Genomic DNA, 25,079 nt, shown 5'->3' with positions numbered 1-25,079 from the left:
TGATATTATAGTTTGTCCTCTTCGTTAAAGTACTGGCGATGAGGAAACTTACCACCTTTGGAGAACGGAAATCAGCGGTGTTTAGTCTTGCATATTGTGTTTTCCGTATTATATTAAACAGGATTTTTTTACGAAATTAATTTATTTAAATGATTTCTGCAAGATCTTTGTTCATTTATAGTGAGAAGTATTTTTGTTATGAATAGGTGAGGACGATCGAAGATTATAGCTTAATTCGAAAAATTAAATCTGGGGATACGGATGCTTGGGAGAAATTAGTTAGTAAGTACTATGATCAAATTTTTTCATTTTGTGTACGAAGATGTTTTGGTAATCGGGTTTTAGCTGCCGATTTAACCCAAGATATCTTTCTTAAAGTCATTGAAAACATCGCTACATATAAATTTACGGGGAAGTTCTTTAACTATTTATTCACGATTACTGTAAATGTATGTAATAACTACTATAACAAAAAGAAATTTACCCAGTCGGAATTAGATGAGAATGTTATACATAGCAGTACTGAAACTATTATGGCGAATTTGGTCATGGAAGAGAGTGCAAATCAAATCCAAGCCGCACTAAACACGCTTCCTGATATTCAAAAAGAGGCACTAATTTTGAAATATTACTATGATTTAAAAGTGAAGGATATTGCCAAAATTACTGGGACAAGCGTTCCTACAACGCAATCAAGGATTCAACAAGGCCTAAAAAAACTTAGTAGATTATTGGATAGAGAGGAGTTTATGGATGGATAATGAAACGATCAAAAAAATGAAGAATTATGAAATTAAAGGCGATGATATGCAGAGACAAGCGATCATTGATTTAGGAAAGCAAAAGATCATGAAACATCAACTTGGCAAATATTCTCTGCTCGACCTCCTTCGTTCATCTATTCGATTCACCAGACTTCAAACCTGGCTGATTCAATTTGCTCTCCTGTTCTTGACGACTTTTTTAATTACGAAGGTGATAAACGATGACCCAGCCAGCTTCATTCTGCAATGCCTAACCGTGACAGTGGTCTTCTCTGTTATTTTCTTTATTAATGAATTATTTCGCAGTTTTACAACTGGCATGTGGGAATTGGAGCAAACACTCAAATATGATCTACGCCAGCATATTGTCATAAAATTGCTGATCTTTGGCTTAGCAGATTTAGTACTCATTACTTGTCTCGCTTTTATTTCTCAGGGGGTGATGGCCATTTCCTTCTGGCAGATCATCTTATATTTACTTGTACCCTTTAATTTTACTTGTATTGTGCTATTTTCTCTTTTTACGATTTGGAGAAACACGCTCTCATCTGTTGTTTTTTGGATAAGCTCAGGACTCATTCTGATGGGGATTATCCTTGTAGCTAATCTTTTCAATGTTTATGAGATTGAGATCAAGTATTGGGAAGCAGGGTTTATTTTTTCAATCATCATTTTACTTTTAATTGTCATGAATATGCTTAATGTTAAAAAATGGGAGGTGCTTTGCTCATGCTATTAGAGCTAGATAATATTACAAAAAAATATGATGATACAGTTGTCCTTGACCATGTTTCATTTCGTTTAAAACCGGGAGTGTACGGCCTTTTAGGTTCAAATGGATCCGGAAAAACGACTTTATTTAGAATTATCTGTGGTGTGATGAAACAAACTGCGGGCACAATTACATATAATCATGACAATGTACGAAGCAATCCAGATGCTTTTCGCTCAGTATTGGGCTTTTTACCACAGGATTTCAGTTATTATCCTGATTTCACCGCGATGAAGTTTATGCAGTATATCGCGGCTCTCAAAGGACTCAATAAAAACGTTGCTAAAAAAAGATGCCTTGAGCTGTTAAAATTAGTCGGATTAGAAGATGTGCGGAATAAAAAGATTAAAAAGTACTCTGGTGGAATGAAACAACGGTTGGGGATTGCTCAAGCCATGATTAATGACCCGGAAATATTAATTTTGGATGAACCGACAGTTGGGTTAGATCCAAAGGAACGGGTTCGATTTAGGAATTTAATAAGCTCTTTTTCCGAAAATAAAATTGTCATTCTTTCCACTCATATTGTTTCTGATGTTGAGTATATTGCAGACGAAATACTAGTATTGAATCAAGGAAAACTTGAAAACAGAGGTGCTTCCTCTGAACTAGTCAATACCATTCAAGGCTATGTATGGGAGTCTGTTGTTGAACCAGCTAAATTGGATGAAATGCTAGCAAAGCATATTATTAGCAACCAAAAGCATGAAACAAGAGGGACAGTATTAAGGATTATTTCAAAAGAAAAACCTACTGATAATGCCGAACAAGTGCAACCAACATTGGAAGATTTATATCTATACTATTTTAGAGAGGACGCACGGAAATGAGAACAATAGTAAAGTATGAAGTGGAAAAAATACGACAAAACAAAACGTTTATTGGCGCACTAATTGTGTCGTGTTTTGTTTTGGCAAGTATATTGCTTATTGGTTTTCATTATTCACAGGTCAACACAAAACAAGGGGAAGGTCTTGAACTCTATCATAAGATCGTTGAAAAAAGTACTGGAGAGTTTACAGATCAAAACGTAAAGGAGATCCTTGCGGATTATATCGATCGATATCAAAATGTTGATGTGAATAATAGAATTTTTGATATGTTCTCATATGAAATAGCCGCTACATTTTTTCCAAAAGGTGAAGATAACTATTTAAAATTGAATAACGCCATGGAGCAAGGCGAAAAAATGACAATTGATCAAATTAACCCTAAAACGATTAAAGATATAGGGTTTACCCAATTTGAAACGCCTTTGAAAATGGGCAGCTATGTAACATGGTATGACCTATTTAAAGTTATGGGTCAATTATTCATCCTTACTAGTATTGTAACTATTCTTGTCTGTTCTCTAGTTTTTTCTAGTGATACTTCAAGAAATATGAATCAGTTGTTATTGTCTACAAGATTTGGCAGAAACAAATTAACGATCGCGAAAATCATCGCAGCAACACTGATTTCCACTTTTGTCTTTCTCATGGTTCAAGTGGTTTTACTGGCCGCTTTCTATGTGTATAATAGTGGCTTTACTGGTTGGGATACGAGTATTCAAACAAATTTTTCATTAGAATTGTTTCGTTTTCCTGATGAAATCAATCAGCTACAAGTATTCTTGTTAGCAGAGGCTCTTCAAATTATTGGGTTGCTAGCGATTGTAGGGATTACATTATATGTTTCCTCTGCTACCCGTTCACCGTTCAGTGCTCTAACCATTGCATTAGGCTTATTCCTTTTGCCAAAAGCCATTACTCAACTAATTAAAAGGGGTATCGTATATAAACTATTAAACTTGTTTCCAATCAATCACTATCGGATTGAAGATTTTTTAACGCTAATGACCACAAAGCAAGAATTTCTCCTTCAATCCTTTGCACACAATATCGTGCTGACGATGATCGTCTTAGTGGTTATGAAAATTGGTTTCGATGTAGTCGTGTATTTACGAATGAAACGGTATCAAGTAACATGATTCATTGCTAAGTAAGATAATTAGAATTAGACTAGATTAATCAACTGCTCAACTGACTTATGCTCGGTTGAGTTTTGTGTTTTACATCCTTTTCCGCAATCGCTTTAATAAGTTTAAAATTTAGCCTTGTATTTTTTTAAGGGAAATGCTAGGCTTGTGAAAACAGGAGATGATCAGATGAATGATAAATTAACGTTTCAAACTTTAAGACCACATAAGCTAGTGGACGATGTAGTTCAGCAGTTACAACATAAAATATCTACTGGGGAGATTCGACCTGGTGAAAAAATTCCTACAGAGCCAAAATTAATGGAGCTATTTGGAGTAGGACGTTCAACTATTAGGGAAGCCATACGGGTTTTGGTGCACGCTGGACTACTTGAGAAAAAACAAGGATTTGGCACATATTTAAAAGCAAATCCAACTATTCAAGAACCTCTTTCACATCGATTGCACCGTGCGGAACTAATAGAGGTGTATGATGCAAGGAAGATGCTGGAGTTAGAAATGTCGAGATTAGCTGCTCTTCGCCGAGATGCAAAGGATTTAGAGACTATGCGTATTCATTTGGATACACGCAAATTAGCGTTGGAAAAAGATGATCGAGAACTATATACCAAGTCAGATATTGAATTTCATATGTCCATAGCCATAGCTTGTAAAAATGGCGTTATTATTGATTTATTTCGTACATTTTCTCAAGTAGTATCAGACGCTATGCACAAATTAAATAAAGAATATCGTTCACATGATCCACAATCACATCATCATGAAAAATTGTATGATTCTATTAAAGAGAAAAGTCCTGAACTTGCTGTAAAATATACGCTTCTTATTTTGGAAGGTACCATCGCTGAATTATAACAAATTTTTTATGCATAAACGTCTGATGATAAGATGTTTAATGCTGTTACTCTTATTTAGGGGTTAAAAAAGTCATTCCTTTTGAGGTGCAATTGCCTATGTTAAAAACAGAGTTTGACATACTTATTGAAGCAGGGAACAAGATTAATGAACAATCCCAATTTAAACTGTGAATTACTGATTTGTACAAATACGGATATTGGAGTGGTTCCCCATGGATAAAGTTATTAGCTTCGAGGATGTATCATGGAGAAGAAACAAGCAAGAAATTTTAGACCTAATTAATTGGAATGTAAAGAAAAATGAGCATTGGTGCATTCTAGGGCTAAATGGGTCAGGAAAAACCTCATTATTAAATATTGTCAACGGGTATAATTTTCCAACTACAGGAAAGGTTACTGTGCTGGGAAATGAATTTGGTAAGACAAGCTTACCTGATCTAAGAAGAAAAATTGGATATGTCAGTAGTTCATTAGAGAGATTTTTAAATGTTTTAGAACAAGAAACGGTAGAGGAAGTTGTTGTAAGTGGTAAATTTGCCTCATTTGGTTTATATGAACATGTTTTTGATCAAGATTGGGAGAAAGCAGATTTTTTACTTTCTACATTACGTTTAACTTATTTGAGTGGGAAAACGTATAGTATGTTGTCTCAGGGAGAAAGAAGAAGAGTACTTATTGCTCGAGCGTTAATGAGTGATCCTGAAATTCTTATACTTGATGAACCTTGTACAGGCTTAGATGTGTTCTCACGTGAAGAAGTGTTAAATTTAATGAACAAAATTGACCAAAAAAATTGTCACTTGCTTTATGTGACTCACCATATTGAAGAAATCGCTGATATTATTTCACATGTATTATTAATTCGTGATGGAAAAATAGTCGCTTCAGGACCAAAGAAAGAAGTTTTGACAGACGAATTATTATCAAAAGCATATAAAATGCCAGTGAAAATTCGTTGGGAAGAAAATCGCCCTTGGTTAACAATCCAAAAAGCTTCGAGTGTTTATCACCAATGAACTGCCAATAAAGACCTTATTTCAAGAATTCGAGAGAAATGCGAATGATAAGTGGGGGAACACTGCTAGTTCATTCTGATACATCCAAATTAGCTAGTCTTGTTCATTATTTAATAAATTTGGGTATTTGGATTATCGAGGGAAATATGAAATGAAAAGCAAGTCTAGCAAATGGAATATGCAAGACTCCAGAGTGCAAAGCTTATTAGCCGTCCGTGGAAGGGGAGCATATTCCATTGTGGCATTTTAAAGAGATATTTTGTTCTTCATTAATCTCCATTTATCTATATATTTTAACTATATCTTGCAGTGAGATGTATTTAGGTCGCTAGACTAATTTTTCAGTGATCTAGTAAAATCACTGTTTTTTTCTTATTGGAAATTACTTGATATATAGAGGTAATGATGTTTAACTGTTGTATATAATGTTTATGTGTTATATATACAATAGTGAAAAGCAAGTAATTGGGAGATATAAGGGATGAGCATTGGACAGATGTTCAGCAATTGGCTATTGAATAGGGTTATTCACGGTTTCTATAATGTGTATAATGAGGATATACAATGAAAAAGAGGTATTCGAATGCAAATTATTATATCAAACAGTTCGAAAGAGCCCATTTATGTACAAATTATGAAACAGATTCAAACGGCTATTTTGTCAGGCGAGTTAGCAGAAGGAACCGCACTTCCATCCATAAGACAGCTGGCTAAGGAGTTAAAAATCAGCGTGATCACTACCAAGAGGGCATACGAAGAACTAGAGAAATCGGGATTTATCTATTCGATTGTTGGAAAGGGATCATTTGTGGCTGAGCAAAATTTAGAGGTTATTCGCGAGAAAAAACTAACGGTGATTGAAGAGCAGTTAAGTGCGGTGATCTCAAATAGTCGTGAAATTGGCCTGTCCTATGATGAACTGCAAGAGTTGCTGAAGTTGTTGTACGAGGAGTGATGGGGATGGAAAATGTGATAGAACTCCGTGGCGTTTCTAAAGAGTTGAAGGCATTCTCTATAGATAATATCGATTTACAGATAAAACAAGGCTTTGTCACCGGATTTATCGGAGCGAATGGAGCGGGAAAGACGACAACAATGAAGCTGATGATGAACCTCTTACAAGCAGATGCTGGAGAAATAAGTGTATTTGGATTAGATTATGCCAGCCATGAAAAAGAAATTAAAGATCGGATCGGCTTTGTTTATGATAGCAATGTATTATATGGATCGCTGAATTTGAAGGATATTAGCAGAATTGTCGCACCAGCTTATAAACGCTGGGATCATAAGCAATTCAAAGCCTATATAGATCAATTTGAATTACCCTCCAATAAACCTATAAAAAAATTCTCCAAAGGAATGCAGATGAAGGCTTCTCTCGCGATTGCTCTATCTCATGATGCAGAGTTTATTATGATGGATGAGCCAACAGCAGGATTGGATCCGACTTCTCGCAGGGAGCTATTGGATATTTTTCAAGAAGTAATGGTAGATGGGAAAAGAACGATTTTCTTTTCTACACATATTACCAGTGATTTAGAACGGATTGCTGATTATATTGTCCTGATTGATCAAGGTGAAATCCTCTTTCATAAACCAATTTATGAACTGCAGGAGCAGTATGCGTTGGTGAAAGGCAGTACCGATTTGCTTGATCGGGATACGGAAGAGAGCTTTATTAAAATAGAACGTTCCTCAACTGGGTTTCAAGCCTTAACTGATAAAGTGGGGGAAGTGAAAGAATTATTTGGTGACCATGTCATGATAGAAGAAGCGTCATTAGAGGAAATTATGTTTTACATGAAAGCAATGAAGCAGCGGGATGAGTAAAAGAAATTGAATACAAACTTGGGAGAGATCTTACTTGTGAAGGTAGGCTCTCTTTTTTTTTGCTTATCAGCTTGTCTGACATTGGAATCAGTCTCGCGGATACGATTAGACTGGATTGCGCACCTTTATCGTCTGATTGCGTTACATCTCCTCCTTCTCCTCGATTTCATGGCTCTCTTCCAGTGTCCCATGGATCTTGGGCTTTCAGTTTTTCGTCATGGTCAGTGACCGCTTTTCTTGAAGACGAAGTGGCACTGGCTTCGATTTTCATTCCGTCGAGGAAGTAATTCTCGAATTCGACGAAGCCCTGGCGGTTGGAATACAGGAGCAAGCTTGCGGCGACTGAGGAAGCTCAAGCCTTGCCCAGCGGAAAGCGTGCCCCGGAACGGAAGGCAACCGGAAACCGCACACCAACTTTTACATGCTTACAAGAAGGGCTGTCACAGAAAAGCTCAGTTTTCACTGACTTTCTGGACAGCCTCTTATTTTCAAAAATTGACACTTGAAAAGAGAAAGAAAAGATGTTTTAATAATGTATATAGTGTTAATATAGTATATATACAATATTGAGTGGAGGAGAGAATTTTTGTCAGAAGAAACGGAGGCTATCCGCGGAAAAATACTTAAGGACAGACTAATCGGTCTAAGTATTTTTATAGTAGCGCAAATTATTTTTAACCTTTTAGATGGAACGGGTTGGGAACCAAATGTTCGGGATACAGATATAAACAATCGCATCTTAAACGCAAAATTATTTACAGAGTACTTTCACTTATACAGCTACCCGTTTTTTAATTTTGTTACATTTGTCTTCCTAATTGCGATTTTTTTAAACGTATTGGCAGATGTCCTCTCGATTATTTTTAAAAGGAAATCATGAACAGTGTGTGGTAAGTCAATGAAGTCAACCAAGGATTATTGAGGAGTGATATAGATGGAAAATATAGTAGAATTTAAAAATGTAACCAAATGTTTTAAAGATTTCTCCTTAGAAAATATCAATCTGCAAATAAAACAAGGATGTGTTACAGGTTTTATTGGTGCGAATGGAGCTGGAAAATCGACAACAATGAAGTTGATGATGAATCTTTTACAAGCAGATGCAGGGGAAATAAGTGTATTTGGACTGGATTATGCCCATCATGAGAAAGAGATAAAAGAACGCATGGGGTTTGTCTATGATAGTAATGTGTTCTATAAAGATTTAAACTTAAAAGATCTTCGTCACATTGTTGCACCCGCTTATAAAAATTGGCGTAACGAGCAATTTTATGACTATATTAAGAAGTTTGAGCTACCGTTAAATAAAGCAATTAAAACTTTTTCAAAGGGGATGCAGATGAAAACTTCTTTGGCTATGGCCTTATCCCATGATGCAGAGTTTATTATGATGGATGAGCCGACAGCCGGACTAGACCCGGTTTTCCGGAGAGAACTGCTAGATATCTTACAAGATATCATGGAAAATGGAAAGCGAACGCTATTTTTTTCCACACATATAACGAGCGATTTAGAACGAATTGCGGATTATATTACTTTTATTCAAAAAGGGGAAATTCTATTCAATGATTCGATGGATGATGTGCAGGATCGGTATGCTTTAGTTAAAGGAAGTGTTCATTTAATCAATCATGATATAGAAAAAAACTTTATAAAGCTAGAGCGTTCTTCTACTGAATTTCAAGCTTTAACGAATGATGTACGGAAAGTTAGGAGAATACTTGGAGATCAAGTAGAGATTGAAGAAGCTACATTAGAGGATATAATGTTTTATGCGAAAGGAGCGAATCCTCAATATGTTTAATTTGATAAAAAAAGATTTTATTATCCAAAAGTCACAATTATTTCTATTTATCCCAGTCCTTATTTTCTTTGCGATTTTTGGCAGACATATGAGCCCAGCTATCATTTTTTTCATAGCCAGTTCTTATATCCCAATGAATGGGTATATTTATGATGAGCAGGTAGAATCAAATATTTTTCTTAATTCATTACCCTATACACGAAAAGAGATTGTGACTGCAAAATATATCGGAGCGATTGTGTATATGATTTTATCGATTGGTTTAGCTAGTATTATTCTCTATTTCTTTAATTATAGCTATATGATGAGGGATTTTGCCATTGCCGCAGGGATGTTCTTTGTTTTTGCTGCCTTCGTTTTTCCGTTATTTTATATATTAAAGCCAGGTTATATCGGAACAGCGGTTTTGATTGGGGTTATACTCTCCGCAGTAATTCTACCACCAATCATTCGATTCTTAGCCGAACATCTGACAACGATCACTGATTTTCTTACAAGTCAATCGGCAGCTACACTCTATGGTAGCGGTGCGGTTATTGCGATTGTATTGTATCTACTTTCCTGGATGGTTAGTCAATTTATGTATCAACGTAAAGCATTCTAATTCTATACCTGATACTCCTATAGTTAAAGTAGTGGGAGTATCAGGTCAGAAATAGATTCCCTCAAGTTCCTTCATTATTAATGGGATCCAAGTGGTTTTGGTTACCTGTCAAAGCCTTGTTTGGACTACTCTGCATCTTCAAAAAGAGATAAATTCCGACAATGATTAGGGCTCCTCCAATCATTTCTATCATGGTCAGCATTTCATTCAAAAGTACAATGGCTAGTAATGAGGCACCAATTGGTTCTCCCAATGTACTCATGGAAATAGTAGTGGTATTGACATAATTCAACAATAAATTATAAATGATATGGGCTCCTGTAGGGAAAATGGCAAGTAAAATAAACACCACCCAATCATTAGCAGAGTAACCAGTAAGAGGTATGCTTCCAATTAGATTGACCATGATTAGGGTCATCCCTGCAAAAAAGAAGACTAAAAAGCTGTAAACCCAATGGTTGATGGACTTAACATTTCTTTGGCCAATTAATAAATAGAAAACGACAGATATGACCGAAAGTAAGGATAGTAAATTACCAAATAACGCATCTTGATTTAAGCTCAGATTTCCTCCACCGACGATGGCAACGCCAATCAAAGCTACCCCCAAAGTAAGAAGGGTACGTAACTGTATTTTTTCTTTGAAAAAAATAAACCCGCCAATTAATGCGATTGCTGGTTGTAGGGCTAAAATCAATGTAGAGCTCGCTACAGACGTATGATTTAGGGATTCAAACCATAATCCAAAATGAGCAGCTAAAAATATACCGGCAAAAATGATTGCAAACCATTCTTTTCCTTTTATCTGCTTGAGTGTTTTTCTATATTTAAGAAAAAAGGGAGATAATAATAAGCAGCCTAAAAACATCCGATACATAGCCATAATGGTTGATGGTGCATCAGATAATTTCACAAAAATGGCTGCTAAAGAAATACAAATGATGGTTATTACAAGCAATATATTTATTTTTTTTTGAGTCATAATGATCCCCCTCATCTTGAATTCATTCTTCATAATTGATATATTACATATTATATACAAGAAAGTAAATACTTTTTTATAGGTGATGAAAATGACATTAAGCAGTCACAAAATTAGTCGGGTATCGATGCGTAACCATGCATATGAATTGATTAAAAATGCCATTATATCAGGTGAATTGAAGCCTGAAATGAGAGTGAAGGACAAGGAATTATCTGAACAGCTAGGTATCAGTAGAACTCCTGTCAGAGAGGCTATGCTTAGGTTGGAGGATGAAGAGTTGATTGTTAGTAAGCCTAATAGTTACACGATGGTTGCCCCTATAAACACTGTTGAAGCTAAAGAAATTTATAGCATCGTGATTGCTCTAGAAACACTTGCATTCCAAGAGGCATTGCTTAACTACACTAGCACGCAATTGCAACAGTTAGAAAAGATCAATCATCAGTATATAAACGCAATTGAAAAAGGAAATCCGAAAAACTGTCTCAAATATGATATGGAATTTCATTCTCAGCTTGTTCGAATGTCTAACAATAAAGAACTAGAAAAGATTTTGAGCAAATTAAAAGATAAGATCGTAAGAATTGAATCCTTCTACTTTCATAAAGTCATTCCAAAACAAAAATCTATCAATGAACATACTATGATTATTGAAGAAATGAGAAATCGTTCATTTTCGAAGGCTGGAGAACTTATAAAAAATAACTGGATGAATAGTCTTAACAACCTGTTATCAGAAGAAAAATAGTTGTATATCAAGCTTACACAGTGGAAGTTGTGGGAAATAAGACATGATAAGCCATCCTAGTAACTTCTATTTTTGGCATGTAAAATATCTTTCTACATAATTATCCAAAATAATTAAGAGCCCTCCTTTAATTATTTTGGATAACCGTAGTTGTTCCATGTTTGTTTTTCATCTCAATGATCCTCTAAGGGATGTTCCACTTTAAATCAAGCCATCTCTTGTTTTTGTACTTTTCATTCCCCCCCTTTGAATATTATCTTTATTTGCATTATAATCGTAATGATTACGATTTATAAAAATCTATCCTTAATTTATTTCGATACCATTGTTCATGATCCCTTCATTGAGGGATTTCACACAATATTATTGACAATTAGTAATAAATTACATAAAGTTTCCATTAAGAAAATAAGTTTCGTTAAGGAAACTATTTCACGGAAATTTAGCGGAGAGGGGGAAAGTAATGGAAGGAATGAATTTTAAACAATGGGGTTTGCAGCTTATTGAGGAAGACGAGCATAGAAAGGTTTATCTCGATAAAAATACAAACTTCAAATATACTTTTTTTAAATTGTATCCTGGGATGGAAATGATGTTTTGTTCATTTGGCAGTAAGCTAGAGTGGGAAGGGAGAGCCTATCAGGTTACTGATTACTTTCAATTTTCTTATAGCCATCATGGGATTGTGCAAATGGAATTAAAAAAAGATCGCTATTTCTTTTGTGATCCAGGAGATATTTATGTGATCCAAAATGCTAAAAAATCGTATCATGGCAAGGTTCTTACTAATAATTATAGGGGATTTAATTTATTGATCACTCCAGAATATATACCAGATTCGATCAAAGAAACATTTGAAAATCAATTTGGGTTAAATCTGAAGCAATTATCTGCCAAATTACGCAGCATGGAGATATTCTTTAAATTGCCATCATCTGAAGAAGCCATTCATATATGTGAGGAGCTATTTGAGTCTCTTGTTTATGAAAAAATGGGCATGATCAGGTTAAAAACGGTGGAGCTCTTAATGTGGATAATGGAAGCAGACCTAAATCAACTCTATTTATATAAGTTTTTTTCAAAATGCAATATAGAGAAAACGAGAGCAATTAAAGAATATATGGAAGAACATTTAGCGGAACATATGACGATTGAACAGCTCTGCCATCAATTTGAAATAACACCAACTGTTTTCAAAAGCTGTTTCAAGGAATTATATCATCATCCACCTTATGAATATTTACTTAAAATGAGGATGGTAAAGGCTGCGGAGCTATTGGAGCTTTCTGATAAAAATATTATGACCATTGCTTTGGATACTGGCTATGAGAACTCTAGTAATTTTACTCGAGCGTTTAAAAACATATACAGGGTCACTCCCTCGCAATACCGAAAAAACAAATTTACCAAAATAGAGTATGGGACAGGCACATGAGATTTAGCTTATGTGTCTGTTTTTAGTTTCTTAAGATCTATGTCTAATATGAATATTTGTGTCTGAATAGAATTGAGAATAATTCTCGATTATTGTAAAGTCGAACAAAATATATGTGGATAATTTACATAAGAAATGTATGCACTACTAATGTAGGAGGGAGAAAATGCATGTTTAAAAAAATACTATTTTATGCAGAACACGATAAAAAGCAGATATATATTGCTATTTTTCAATGTATATTAAGCGTGGCATTCAGTATCGTTCCCTATTTTATGATCTATTTACTTATTTCGAGATTGGTCAATGATCAGGCGTTTACTGCTTCATATCTAGTGATCATTGCAAGTGTGATTACGATTGCATTACTTTTGGAAAGTATATTATATGTCAAAGGATTAGGTCATTCACATGTGTTCGCGTTTCAAGTGCTGGAAAAATTAAGAATGCGACTTCAGGAAAAGCTTGAAAAACTGCCAATCGGCTATGTGCAGGATAAGGGAAAAGGAACGATGAAAAAGGTGTATGTCGATGATATTGAAAGCATGGAAACCTTATTGGCGCATGCTGTTCCAGAAGGCATTGCCAATTTAACGATTTCTATCTTTGTCATTGTCAGCATGTTGGTAATAGATATTCGATTAGGTCTGCTTGCTTTAGTTACCATGCCCATTGCTCTATTTGCTTTTTTCTATATGTTCAAAGTGGGAAAAAGTAATATGGCAGACTATTATACTGCCGGTCAGCATATGAACAATACGATTATCGAGTACATCAATGGAATGGAAGTAGTCAAAATATTTAATCAAGAAGGACAATACTTTGGAAAATTTAAAGAGAGTATATGGAATTACAGGGATAAGACCCTTGCTTGGTATCGAGCCTGTTGGCCATCTATGTCGATATATACGATTATGTTCTCTGCTACGGCATTGGTGATGCTGCCAGTAGGTTCTTATCTGGTTCTTTCACAAAATGCGGAGCTCTCTCGACTCGTTCTTATTTTTTGTTTGGCATCAAGTTTGGGGATCCCTTTACTGCGTTTGATTTCTTTTATCCCGGCATTGATGCAGATCAATTATAAAATCGAAGGTTTAGAGGGGGTAATGGATACAGAACCTCTACAAACAGGTGAAGAAACGTTTACTGGCAAGAACTTTGATGTCACCTTTGAAGATATTTCTTTCTCCTATGAAGATGAAGCAGTCGTTAACCATCTAACTTTGACAGCAAAAGAAGGGGAGACAACAGCCTTAGTAGGCGAATCTGGCAGTGGGAAAAGTACATTGGCAAAACTGCTTGTACATTATTATGATGTCGGTCAGGGCAGTATCAGGATTGGGTGCCAGGATATACGAGGGCTGAGTTTGGAAGAGCTTGGGAAGCTGGTTTCCTATGTATCCCAGGATGTTTATTTATTCAATCAGTCCATTCTTGAAAATATTCGAATCGGTAATCCGCAGGCAACAGAGGAAGAAGTGATGAAGGCTGCTGAAAGAGCGCAATGTCTGCCTATTTTTGAAAATCTCTCCGAAGGAATACATACTATTGTCGGGACGAGAGGGGATAAGCTTTCTGGAGGAGAAAGACAAAGAATTTGTATTGCCAGAGCATTGCTGAAGGATGCACCGATTATCCTGTTGGATGAAGCAATGGCTTATATTGATGCGGAGAATGAAAAAATAATCAGCAAGGCACTTAAGGAGCTATCAAAGCAAAGGACAATGATCACCATTGCTCATCGATTAAAGAATATTATGGATTCAGAAAAAATTTATGTTCTGGAAAGAGGAAATATAGAATCTGCTGGAACGCATCATGACCTTTTAGAACAAAGCAGCATTTATCAAAAACTATGGGATTCTTCGATAAAAAGTGAAAACTGGCAGCCGAAAGGAAGTGAAACTGGGTGATTTTTCAATTAGTAAAAAGAGTACTAGATTTATCCGGAAAATATAAAAACCGCATCATGATAGCTTTTTTATTTTCTGTATTTGAATCCATATTCCAAAAGCTTCCTTTGTTATTTGCCTTTTTTGCCATTGTCGCATTAATGAATGGAGAAATGACGGCGACAGATAGTCTTCTTCTATTTTTCGCTTTATTGCTGGCTGCATCGCTGCAAATGTTGTTTCACTATATGAACGACAGACTTCAAAGTGATGCAGGCTATAAAATCTTTGCGAAGCTTCGTATTACACTAGCTGACCGATTTAGAAAGATACCCATGGGATATTATACAGAAGGGAATATTGGGAAAATTAGTTCTGTTTTAAGCACGGATATGCTGTTTGTAGAAGAAAATGTTATGGGGAAGATTGCGAATACCTTTAATTATATGCTTAGTACGCTGATTTTAACGATTTTTATCTTTATTTTAGATTATCGTTTAGGTTTGGTTGCTTTTGTAACACTTCTACTATATTACTTCTTTATTGAGAAGTTAGCTAAAGAAACGATCGCCGAAGGGGTAAAAAGACAGAATCAAAGTGAACAGCTAACTGATGAAGTGTTGGGATTTATAGAGGGACTCGCTGTGATGAAGAGCTTTAATAAGCTGGGGGAAGGGGCTGCAGGTCTACGAAATCAATTTAAAGAAAGCAAGAATAAAGCCATCGAACTGGAGGAAAAGGTTACCCGCTGGATAAGGAAAATTTACTTGTTATTAGCAGGTTCAACCTCGCTTATTTTTATTCTTGGATTAACGCTTCATCGTACCGGAGAAATGACGACAGAATACTTGATTGCCTTACTGCTTTTTGCAACTAGCTTTTTCACACCATTAAAAGCCTTATCCGGGGAAGTTGCTGTACTAGGGATTATGAATAGCTGTCTGGACAGAGTGAACGAATTATTTGAGGTGAAAGAATTGAGCGATGCGGGAACGCAAGGATTACCGCCTCTGGCAAATAAGAAGGAAGAAGTTGCATTTGAAAATGTTTCATTCGGCTATGAGGAAAAATTGGTTTTACAGGATGTTAGCTTTACTTTGTATCCAAATACCATGACGGCGTTGGTTGGTCCTTCAGGCTCTGGGAAAACCACCATTGCTAATCTAGTAGCTAGATTTTGGGATATTAATGGAGGAAATATCAAAGTTCGTGGAGTGGATATAAAGGAAATGTCCCTAGAAACATTAATGTCATCGATTAGCATGGTATTTCAAACAACGTACCTGTTTCAGGATACAATCTACAATAATATTAAATTAGGAAATCCAAATGCAACGGAAGAGGAAGTAATGGAAGCCGCTAAAAAAGCTAGGTGCTATGAATTCATTGAAGAACTTCCACAGGGTTTCGAAACAGTAATTGGAGAAGGCGGAGAAAGCTTATCTGGCGGACAGAGACAGCGAATATCCATTGCGAGATGTATATTGAAAGACGCGCCCATTGTTATTTTAGATGAAGCCACTGCCAGCATTGATGCGGATAATGAATATTATATCCAGCAGGCCATTTCTGAATTGGTCAGAGACAAAACCTTATTAGTTATTGCGCATCGTTTAAATACAATCCGGGCGGCAGATCACATTTTAGTTATTGATCACGGGGAAGTAGTGGAAGAAGGGAAGCATGATGAATTGGTGGAGCAAAAGGGACTTTATTCTATTTTGTACGGTAAAGTAAATGAGGTATCACATCGTTAACGAACAGTTAGAGGAGAGAGTAGTTATGAAGAAAAAGAAAATGAATACAAAAGATTATATTTTTGCGGGAGCATTTGCGGCAATGTATATCGTGATTTTACTTGCCGCTGTGATGATATTTGGCTTTAATCCAATTCTCTATTTAATGATACCTTTGCTTGCTGGGATTATTTTAGGACCAGTGTTTATTCTATATATTTCCAAGGTTCCGAAAAAAGGAGCGATCTTAATTCTCTCGATTTTATCCGGACTGTTTATGTCATCGTATTCTTTTATTCCTTTAGCAATTGCCGTTATCGCCGGTGTCATAGCAGAAGTGGTTTTGGCAAACAGAGGCGGGAATATTAAAGTCAAACATGTAATAGCCTATAGTATTTTTAACATCAGTCTTATAGGACCATTTACACTGCTTATTTTTGCAAGAGATCAGTTTATGCAGACATCAGCGGATTATTATGGAGAGGACTATGTAGATCGGATTTCAGCTCTGACACCAGACTGGATTCTTATCGTCTTAGTAGTTTTAGCAATTGTCGGTGGACTAATAGGGGCAATGCTTGGTCAAAAGCTGAATAAGAAACATTTTGAACAAGCTGGTATTGTCTAATATGTCGGAGGCAATAAAGACTGTTCTATACTTTAAAAAAGATGCATTTATCGATGTTTCACCAATCACAAAAATTGTCATTTTTATTATCTCTTCTGTGGTTATGATTCAGAGCGGATCGCTGGCTGGACAATGTATCATAGGAGCCATGTCCGCTTTGTTTTTATTGAATGCGAAGGCATGGGGCTGGTTTTATAAATTCACATTGGTATTTTTTGGTACGCTGTTGTTGGAGGAGTTTGCGAACATAACAGATACTGGGCAATTATTTGCTTTTCTGTTTGTGATATTCAACGTAATCAGAGTATTCTTGCCAACGATCGCGATGTACTATATTTTGGCAGAAAAGACCACAGCAAGTGAATATCTTGCCGTTTTTAAAAAGCTGCGGATTTCGGATGCTTTTGCTGTTTCGTTTGTCGTGATGCTGCGATTCATTCCAACCCTGAGAGAACATCTGCAAAATATCAGGAAAGCATTGGTTTTCAGGAATATCCGCATTGGTCCAGTGTATTTCATAAAACATCCTGTTGCCTCCATTGAAAGGCTGGTCGTACCAATGCTGATTTCTTCAGGGAAAGTAATGGAGGAACTTTCAGCTGCTGCGATGACGCGGGGGTTGGATGTAGGGCGGAAACGAACTACGATTGTAAAGTTTCAACTGCATCTTATCGATTTTTTGCTACTAATTGTAGCCGTGTTTGTCATCGTGTTTTTCAAAGGGGGAGTCTAGAATGAATGCATTAGAACTGGAGAATATTACGGTTACTTCAGCTGTCGAACCAACTCCGATTATCGACAACTTTTCATTATATGTTGAAGAGGGTGAATGTGTCGTATTATGCGGAGAAAGCGGCTGCGGGAAAACAACGATTACACGTGTCATCAATGGACTCATTCCGGAGTTTTATGATACCTTGACCTTAAGTGGAGTGATAAAACACTTTGGTGAATCGATCAAAGATCAAACTGTCAGTGAAATTGCTATGGATGTTGGGACTGTTTTCCAAAACCCCAAGTCCCAATTTTTTAATCTTGATACATCCAATGAGCTTATCTTTGGTTGTGAAAATTTGAATTTGGATCGCGATGAAATTTTAAAAAGAGTGGAACAGACGATATCCGATTTAAATCTCACTAATATAGTAAATAGAAGCATTTTTGCGTTATCTGGTGGAGAAAAACAACGAATTGCCTGTGGGTCGATTATTTCCATGCATCCTAAAATTCTGCTTCTGGATGAACCGACCGCCAATTTGGATCATGAATCGATTGAAAAGCTTAAAGCTATATTGCAAAATTTGAAAGCCTCCGGTTTTACGATCGTTTTGTCAGAACATCGGTTGTATTGGCTCAAAGATTTGGCAGATCGATTCGTGTATCTACAATCGGGGAAATACCAAGAAACCTACTCCTTTGAAGAACTTTACAGCAAAAGTGAACAAACTCTTTCCAAAATGGGATTGCGAAGTATGAATGTAACAGCTTCGTTTGAAAAATTACATACCCTTACAGAAGGAAAAAGCTGGGAATTAGCCAGGCTAAGTGGTAAAACATACGAAACAAAAGAGAGATTAGAGCTTGTTTTAGAGAACTTGTCCGTAGCTTATCACGATACTCCGGTTTTTCAACTTCCAAAGCTTACCTTCCACGGTGGCAGCATCATCGGCATTGTAGGTGAAAATGGAGCTGGCAAAACGACCTTTATTAATACCCTGTTAGGTTTTATGAGCTATCAGGGAACCATTCAAGAGAATCAAACAGTTTTAAATAAAAAATTATTGAATGAACGTGGATTTATGGTCATGCAGGATGTTAATCAACAATTGTTCTCTAATACGTTAATCAATGAAGTCCTATTAGGTACGGATGCTTCCAAACAGCAAGCACAGGATATCTTGGCAAAATTGGGGCTGGCGTCTTTAGAAACTCGTCATCCTGCCTCACTTTCAGGAGGAGAGAAACAGCGGGTGGCAGTCGCTTCTGCACTTCTTTCCAATAAACGGATTATTGTATTTGATGAGCCAACATCTGGTTTGGATCGAAAATCATTAGAACAGTTTTGTACAGAAATAAAGGCTTTATCTTCACCAGACAATCTTATTTTTATTGTTACGCACGATATAGAGGTTATTTTTCAATTGGTTGATTTTATTTTACCTTGTACGAAATTTGTAAGAACGCGGATTAGTTCATAGTAGGCATTATGTAAGTTTGTTCATTGCTTGTTGTCGTTTCCAATCAGTATGATTAGAAGATTAGAGAGATGCGCTCTAATCTTTTTTCTAATTCCTTATTTTCGCTGCTGTCAATACGATAAGAAATTTGGTTATAATCATATAAGAATATACCGACGAAAAACGGGTGATAAATGTGAACGAAGAGAAAAGCATTTTAATTATTGAAGATGATCAAGAAATTAGTAAGCTGTTGCATGTGATTTTAACAAAATCAGGAATGACTGCGATTGCGGCTTATTCTGGCACAGAAGGGCTGTTGCAGCTGAAAAACAATACTTTCGATTTAATTTTATTAGATTTGATGCTGCCAGGTGTAAGTGGGGAAGAATTTATAAAGCAGGTTAGGGAAGAGAGTTCGATCCCGATTATTGTGATTTCAGCCAAGATTGATATAGAGGACAAGGTACAAGTTTTGAAAATGGGAGCAGACGATTATATAACCAAGCCCTTTAATCAAAAAGAGGTAGAAGCTCGTGTCGAGGTACAATTACGAAAATCAGGAACTCAGCCGCGACAAACGACAGAAAGGCAATGGCGAGGTGTGAAGATCAATCCAGATAATTTTTCAGTAACGTTAGCAGACAAAGCGTTACAGCTGACAAATGCTGAGTTTGATATCTTGTACCTATTAGTAAGCCATCCTGAGCGAGCTTTTTCCAAGCGGGAGATTTATGAAAAAATTTGGAAGGGTACGTATGTAGGGGATGATAATACCATTAGTGTACATATCTCCAACCTGCGCAAAAAAATAGCCGAAATCACGCCGGATGAATATATTAAAACCGTTTGGGGAGTCGGTTTTATGCTTATTTAACATCTTTATCCCGCATGAACGAAGCCGTCCAATAAGGCTTGAAATGAATAAATCCACTTGCTGCTTTGTTTGAGAATAAACACTAAGAAAGTCGTTGAAGGCGGCGACACGCCTGCAGGACGTCGTGAATTTAGCCTTTGAACGAAATCAGTGAGGGTCCACTGATTGAAGTCACTTTATGATTTCTTTATGTTTTGCTTAAAGGATATTAAAGACACCTAAGCTAAACTAAGAATATCAAGAAAATTTAGCGAAGGAGTCGGGCAAGATGGACGCTATTATTCAAACATATCAATTGACGAAGGCATTTAAGAATGAGGAAGTAATTAAGCCGCTTGATTTCTTAGTGGAAAAAGGAGAAATCTGTGCCTTAATTGGTAAAAATGGAGCTGGTAAATCAACCATCTTCAAAATGTTAGCAGGGCAAATAATGGCAACTGCAGGGGATATTCATTTATTTGGTGCTTCAGGAAGCGGTTTGGCGGATGCTAAAAAAAGAATGGGATTTATGATTGAAACGCCGGCCTTTTTCCCGGACTTTACAGCCAGGCAAAACTTAGAATACTTTCGAATTCAGCGCGGTGTTGTGGAAAAGAAACGCATACAGGAAGTGTTGCAAATTGTCGGGTTGGCAAAGCAAAAGAAAAAACGATTTCGAGAATATTCAATGGGAATGAAACAGCGATTAGGGATTGCTCTTTCTCTGTTAAGCAATCCAGACTGCTTAGTACTTGATGAGCCAACCAATGGTTTAGATGCAGAGGGAATTAGGGAAATGCGTAGGCTGTTGCTGAAGCTCAATCAAGAAAAACAAATAACCATTTTGGTTTCCAGTCATATTTTAACAGAATTGCAGCTGCTGGCAACACGATTTGTTTTTATCAAAGACGGAGAGATTGTCGAGGATGTAAGTAAAGAAGAATTAGATGGCAAAAGCAAGAAACAAATCCAGCTTAAAGTGGACGATACGGCTAAGGTAGCACAATTATTAGAAAGAACTTATGCCGATATTGTATACAAAACCCTACCTAATCAGATCATCACGATCCAAAATTATGTTGATAAGAGCGGCGAAATTAATCGACTCTTGATTGATAATGACGTATCGGTGATAGAATCGAGGATCGAAGCTCTAAATTTAGAGGAATACTTCTTAGGATTAGTGGAGGGGGATAAGCAATGATCAACTATATCAAGAGTGAAAACTATCGATTATTACGTAAAAAAAGTCTCTATTTAACAAGTGTCATCTGTTTTCTTTTAATTGCTGCTGCGGCATTTGTTTTATATTATATGTTGCATTATACAAACGATTTTCCATACGGAACGAGTAGCTTCTTTTACACTAATGTGATTAGCAGTGGGACACAAATTGTTCTTGTAAGCTTTCTTTATAACGCCACTCTAACTGGAAAGGATACTATCATTATTAAACAAGCAGTGTCCTTTGGTATCTCTCGAAGTACGATCTTTTGGAGTAAGCTTATGTTGACCTCAGTTTATTTCCTATTGGTATGTATCATTGGAATATTCTTAGTCATTGGACTTGGAGAAACCCTTTTTGATCATGAGAGTCAAGTACTTAGTCATTTTTTTCTTGCAAGTAGCAATATGCTGCCACTAGTTATGGGAGGCTTTGTCCTCATGCATACATTGAAGATGTTGAAATTTGCTGATGTCTATACGATTATAGCTATTATTCTTCTTTTCACTTTGTCTGGTGACCTGTTTCGACTGCTTCTTCGTCCTATTCCGTGGCTAAATGAACTGTATCAATATATGCCAAGCACATTGCTTTCTGAAAACTTAACAGACTTCATGAATCAAACCACTTCCTTTGATTACCGTTGCTGGATAACTGGTATCGTGCTTGCGGTGATTGCTTTATTAATAGGAGCGAGAAGGTTCGCTAAACGAAACATCGATTGATTAGGAAGGGGTGAATAGCAATGGGCAGCTGGTTGATGATTATTATTCTTGCATCTCTGCTAGTGATTACTGTTGGGATGTTGCTGTATCTTCAATGGGATTTAAGAAGAATGACACACCAATTAGCGAATATTATTGAGAATTTCGGTACGAATGAATTGGTGCGAACAAATACGCATAGTAAGGGCGTAATCCGCTTTATTACCAAGGTCAACCAGCTGATTCATTTATTTAAGCAAGATCAGCAACAATCGCAAAAGAGGGAGAAAGAGCTGAAGCAAGAAATTACGAATATCTCACATGATTTGCGAACACCTTTAACCTCTATTAAAGGTTTCTCCGAATTATTAACCGATCCATCTTTATCAGAAGCAGAAAAAAGGGAATTTTTGGAGATTATTCAAAAAAAGATTAATAATCTTACTATGATGGTGGATGTATTTTATGAGCTTTCGCAAATCGAATCCTCAGACAAGCAATTGGATATGGAACAAGTATATTTGGACCAAGCGGTGGTGGAAACGATGCTAATGTTCTACGGAGATTTTGAAAAAAGTCAATTAAAGGTGAAGGTAGATGAGGCAGTCGTATCGCCTATTTTGGCTGATAAGAAGGCAACGAACCGAATTATTACCAATATTATTCAAAATGCGTTGCGATATGCTAAAAGCTATTTCACGATTAATTTGATTGAAGAAGAGGAATACATTCGATTACGAGCAGCAAATGATATTGAGACATTTGATCAGAGCGAACTAGAACGGATTTTTGACCGAACATATAGCATGGATAGAAGTAGAACGGGTGGACAGCATGGCTTAGGCCTGCATATTGTTCAACAGCTGATCAGTAAACAGAATGGTAAGGTCGTTGCCGAAGTATATGAAGACGAATTTAGGATTGATGTATTTTTTAAGAGATGGAATTAGCGGAGACGCTGGTAGACCTTCCCGGACAATTTATGGAGTGGATATAAAATGCTTTTTTTAAAGGAATATACTTTATTATATGCAGCCTTTTTTCTTGCTATTTTATTATCAGGTTGTGGGAGTGGCAAGGCAATTGACGAAGCTAGTCAATATATTTCAAACATTGAAGAAATCGATATCCCTGATGATGTAAAAGTCATTGGCTTAGGAGAAGCGACACATGGGAATATCGAATTACAAGAGTTAAAAAAAGATGTATTTGCAGCATTAATTGAAAATGAAAATGTCCGCGTATTTGTCTTGGAAGGTGATTTTGGAGGCGGGCAGCAAATCAACCAATTCATTTTAAATGGAGAGGGTACAGCTGAAGAAGCAGTAGAAATGCTCGATTATGGTATTTATAATACGAAGCAAATGGTTGATCTTGTTCAATGGTTGCATGATTATAATACTGCGGCGAGCGAGAATGAGAAGGTTTATTTTTATGGTAATGATATGCAGCGTTATGACTACAATAAAAAAGCAGTGCTTGACTATTATGAGGCCGTGAATATCGATGCAAATAAAAAGTATGAAGATCAACTGGAGCACGTTTCAAATGATACAATGCATGAATTAACAACAAAGCAGTTGGAGGAAATAAATCATACCATTGATAATATCATGTCAGATTTGCAAGCAAACGAGGAGACATATGTGGAACAATCTTCTCAGGATGCCTTTGCCTTCGCTTTACAGCATGCTCAAATGATGGAGCAGCGCACACAGCTATTTTTAGACGAAGGAAATTATGCGGAGCTTCGTGATCAATTTTTAGCAGATAATTTACAATGGATCGTGGAATTTGAAGAAGCACATGGGCATGACAAAGTGTTTGTTTCCGCTCATAATGGACATATTGAAAAAACATCTGCATCATTAGCCGGTTATAAATCAATGGGAAATTATGTAGACGAACTATATGGATCCGAGTATTTTGCAATTGGTACTGACTTAATGAACAGCGAATTCCAGGCCATAAACCGTGGAGCTGATGAAAGACAGACTCATACCATAAAGAATCATAATGATTTAGTGGATGCCTTTCGTGAAGTAGAGCCAAATATATTTTATGTTGGATTTGAAAAAGCTAGCGAATCAGAGAAATTAGCGGATATTATAAGTAACGAGCAAAAAATGGTGAATATCGGTGATGATTTCCGCTCTTGGCACAAGTTGCTAAAAATGTTCTACACGATTGATATGATCCCAAAAGATTCATATGATGGGCTTATTCTTATTAAAGAAGCAACACCGACTACTGTAATTGAATAAACCATTAGAGGTACTGCAAATGAGGATCGGTTTTCTCCCGCCGGACAGTAATATCCCCACCACGTAGGTAGGGGATTAACTGGATTGGTTCAGGACAAAACATTGCGAATATAGTTTTTGGGGATGGGGTAGAAAAAACCTATCGTTTGAAGTTTCACTTTATGTTTTTTATCCTATTGATAGGAGAAAGTTATCATACTTCAATAGCAATTTTTATTTATATAGATCTGTAAACATAGATTCCTTGTTTGGAGTGAGATGATGAAGAAAAAAGTGTTGCTACTGATTGTTGCAATCCTTGTTATTTGTTCAATAGGTGTTTATGCGCTTAGTCATAGGGGGGGTAGCGATCATCCAAGCAACCCAGAAGTTAACCTCGATCTCACAGTTGATGTAAAAAAGCAAAATGGTGATGATGTTTTAAGGGTTGCAGGAGAAGGGACAAACGATTCAGCCTATCCAATTAAGGAAAGTGATGATGTTTACATGACATTTAAGCTTCCAGACAATGTCAAATTGGATCAAGATAGAGTAAGGGGCAAAGAGGTACATGTTGACAACCATTCAGTTGGCATTCGTATCAGTGCTCCAGAGGGCGAGCAATTTAACTTGTCCGCTCAAATTCCAATTAAAGGTAACTGGGAAGAACTGGACGAAGAGAATATTAACTTTTATTTGGCCTATTTAGATGATGAAGGAACACTGGTTGAAAATGGCAAAATTCATTATACAATTATAGAAACAGACTAATCATTTGACATATGTCTACAGTAGGTATGTGATTGGTAAAAAGTAGTAAAGAGG

The 25,079-nt window shown here is 36.4% G+C and carries 25 protein-coding genes; 24 read left to right on the top strand and 1 reads right to left on the bottom strand.

Annotated features, from left to right (window positions below; all coding sequences use genetic code 11):
- Positions 1-206: 206 nt before the first annotated feature.
- The 11 genes from KI375_RS24940 (at position 207) to KI375_RS24890 (ending at position 9,625) form a co-directional block, all read left to right on the top strand.
- Positions 207-761, top strand: coding sequence for an RNA polymerase sigma factor (locus KI375_RS24940; protein WP_212976082.1), 555 nt, complete (start codon positions 207-209; stop codon positions 759-761).
- A complete protein-coding gene (locus tag KI375_RS24935; protein WP_212976081.1) occupies positions 754-1,503 on the top strand; it encodes a hypothetical protein in 750 nt (249 codons plus the stop codon). Before KI375_RS24940 ends, KI375_RS24935 begins: the two co-directional genes overlap by 8 nt.
- The gene (locus KI375_RS24930; protein ID WP_212976080.1) at positions 1,494-2,366 is read left to right on the top strand and encodes an ABC transporter ATP-binding protein; all 873 of its coding nucleotides are present in this window, start codon (positions 1,494-1,496) and stop codon (positions 2,364-2,366) included. Before KI375_RS24935 ends, KI375_RS24930 begins: the two co-directional genes overlap by 10 nt.
- Positions 2,363-3,505, top strand: a complete 1,143-nt coding sequence (locus KI375_RS24925; RefSeq protein ID WP_212976079.1) for an ABC transporter permease subunit — start codon at positions 2,363-2,365, stop codon at positions 3,503-3,505. Before KI375_RS24930 ends, KI375_RS24925 begins: the two co-directional genes overlap by 4 nt.
- A 177-nt stretch (positions 3,506-3,682) precedes the next feature.
- Positions 3,683-4,369 carry a FadR/GntR family transcriptional regulator gene (locus tag KI375_RS24920; protein WP_212976078.1) on the top strand — a complete coding sequence of 229 codons (687 nt, stop codon included), beginning with the start codon at positions 3,683-3,685 and terminating at the stop codon, positions 4,367-4,369.
- 214 nt (positions 4,370-4,583) lie between these two features.
- Positions 4,584-5,387: an ABC transporter ATP-binding protein gene (locus tag KI375_RS24915; RefSeq protein ID WP_212976077.1), complete on the top strand. Its 804-nt coding sequence runs from the start codon at positions 4,584-4,586 to the stop codon at positions 5,385-5,387.
- A 583-nt stretch (positions 5,388-5,970) separates the two neighbouring features.
- Positions 5,971-6,342 (top strand): GntR family transcriptional regulator, encoded by a 372-nt coding sequence (locus KI375_RS24910; protein ID WP_212976076.1) that lies wholly within the window; start codon positions 5,971-5,973, stop codon positions 6,340-6,342.
- A gap of 5 nt (positions 6,343-6,347) precedes the next feature.
- Positions 6,348-7,217 carry an ABC transporter ATP-binding protein gene (locus KI375_RS24905; RefSeq protein WP_212976075.1) on the top strand — a complete coding sequence of 290 codons (870 nt, stop codon included), beginning with the start codon at positions 6,348-6,350 and terminating at the stop codon, positions 7,215-7,217.
- 586 nt (positions 7,218-7,803) lie between these two features.
- A complete protein-coding gene (locus KI375_RS24900) occupies positions 7,804-8,097 on the top strand; it encodes a YfzA family protein (RefSeq protein WP_212976074.1) in 294 nt (97 codons plus the stop codon).
- Between the two features lie 54 nt (positions 8,098-8,151).
- Positions 8,152-9,021, top strand: a complete 870-nt coding sequence (locus KI375_RS24895) for an ABC transporter ATP-binding protein (RefSeq protein ID WP_212976073.1) — start codon at positions 8,152-8,154, stop codon at positions 9,019-9,021.
- Entirely contained in the window at positions 9,014-9,625 is a 612-nt protein-coding gene (locus KI375_RS24890; protein ID WP_212976072.1) for an ABC-2 transporter permease, read from the top strand. The genes KI375_RS24895 and KI375_RS24890 overlap by 8 nt, the downstream gene beginning before the upstream one ends.
- Positions 9,626-9,686: 61 nt before the next feature.
- Here the strand turns inward: KI375_RS24890 and KI375_RS24885 are convergent, their stop codons facing one another.
- Entirely contained in the window at positions 9,687-10,610 is a 924-nt protein-coding gene (locus tag KI375_RS24885) for a DMT family transporter (protein ID WP_374706908.1), read from the bottom strand.
- Between the two features lie 88 nt (positions 10,611-10,698).
- Here KI375_RS24885 and KI375_RS24880 point away from each other — a divergent pair, with 88 nt between their 5' ends.
- The 13 genes from KI375_RS24880 to KI375_RS24820 all read left to right on the top strand — a co-directional run bounded on the left by KI375_RS24880 (position 10,699) and on the right by KI375_RS24820 (position 25,025).
- Entirely contained in the window at positions 10,699-11,358 is a 660-nt protein-coding gene (locus tag KI375_RS24880; protein WP_212976070.1) for a GntR family transcriptional regulator, read from the top strand.
- A gap of 463 nt (positions 11,359-11,821) precedes the next feature.
- Complete coding sequence (locus KI375_RS24875; protein WP_212976069.1) at positions 11,822-12,793, top strand: helix-turn-helix transcriptional regulator; 972 nt, start codon at positions 11,822-11,824, stop codon at positions 12,791-12,793.
- A 170-nt stretch (positions 12,794-12,963) separates the two neighbouring features.
- A complete protein-coding gene (locus KI375_RS24870) occupies positions 12,964-14,706 on the top strand; it encodes an ABC transporter ATP-binding protein (RefSeq protein WP_212976068.1) in 1,743 nt (580 codons plus the stop codon).
- A complete protein-coding gene (locus KI375_RS24865) occupies positions 14,703-16,442 on the top strand; it encodes an ABC transporter ATP-binding protein (RefSeq protein ID WP_244853053.1) in 1,740 nt (579 codons plus the stop codon). The genes KI375_RS24870 and KI375_RS24865 overlap by 4 nt, the downstream gene beginning before the upstream one ends.
- Before the next feature lie 25 nt (positions 16,443-16,467).
- A complete protein-coding gene (locus KI375_RS24860) occupies positions 16,468-17,049 on the top strand; it encodes an MptD family putative ECF transporter S component (RefSeq protein WP_212976067.1) in 582 nt (193 codons plus the stop codon).
- A 1-nt stretch (position 17,050) separates the two neighbouring features.
- On the top strand, positions 17,051-17,782 hold the full coding sequence (locus KI375_RS24855; RefSeq protein WP_212976066.1) for an energy-coupling factor transporter transmembrane component T: 732 nt from the start codon (positions 17,051-17,053) through the stop codon (positions 17,780-17,782).
- Position 17,783: 1 nt separating this feature from the next.
- Positions 17,784-19,247, top strand: a complete 1,464-nt coding sequence (locus tag KI375_RS24850; protein WP_212976065.1) for an ABC transporter ATP-binding protein — start codon at positions 17,784-17,786, stop codon at positions 19,245-19,247.
- Between the two features lie 175 nt (positions 19,248-19,422).
- Positions 19,423-20,103: a response regulator transcription factor gene (locus tag KI375_RS24845; RefSeq protein ID WP_212976064.1), complete on the top strand. Its 681-nt coding sequence runs from the start codon at positions 19,423-19,425 to the stop codon at positions 20,101-20,103.
- A 268-nt stretch (positions 20,104-20,371) separates the two neighbouring features.
- Entirely contained in the window at positions 20,372-21,286 is a 915-nt protein-coding gene (locus tag KI375_RS24840; protein ID WP_212976063.1) for an ATP-binding cassette domain-containing protein, read from the top strand.
- A complete protein-coding gene (locus KI375_RS24835; protein ID WP_207453791.1) occupies positions 21,283-22,032 on the top strand; it encodes an ABC transporter permease in 750 nt (249 codons plus the stop codon). Before KI375_RS24840 ends, KI375_RS24835 begins: the two co-directional genes overlap by 4 nt.
- A gap of 20 nt (positions 22,033-22,052) precedes the next feature.
- Entirely contained in the window at positions 22,053-22,961 is a 909-nt protein-coding gene (locus tag KI375_RS24830; protein WP_212976062.1) for a sensor histidine kinase, read from the top strand.
- Between the two features lie 48 nt (positions 22,962-23,009).
- On the top strand, positions 23,010-24,275 hold the full coding sequence (locus KI375_RS24825; RefSeq protein WP_212976061.1) for an erythromycin esterase family protein: 1,266 nt from the start codon (positions 23,010-23,012) through the stop codon (positions 24,273-24,275).
- 261 nt (positions 24,276-24,536) lie between these two features.
- Positions 24,537-25,025, top strand: a complete 489-nt coding sequence (locus KI375_RS24820) for a hypothetical protein (protein WP_212976060.1) — start codon at positions 24,537-24,539, stop codon at positions 25,023-25,025.
- The last annotated feature ends 54 nt before the right edge of the window (positions 25,026-25,079 follow it).

The sequence above is a fragment of the Bacillus sp. J14TS2 genome (assembly GCF_018333015.1).
Lineage (GTDB): Bacteria > Bacillota > Bacilli > Bacillales > Bacillaceae_C > Lederbergia.
The sequence above is the reverse complement of the archived record's forward strand: the minus strand, read 5'-3'. Positions and strand labels throughout refer to the sequence as shown.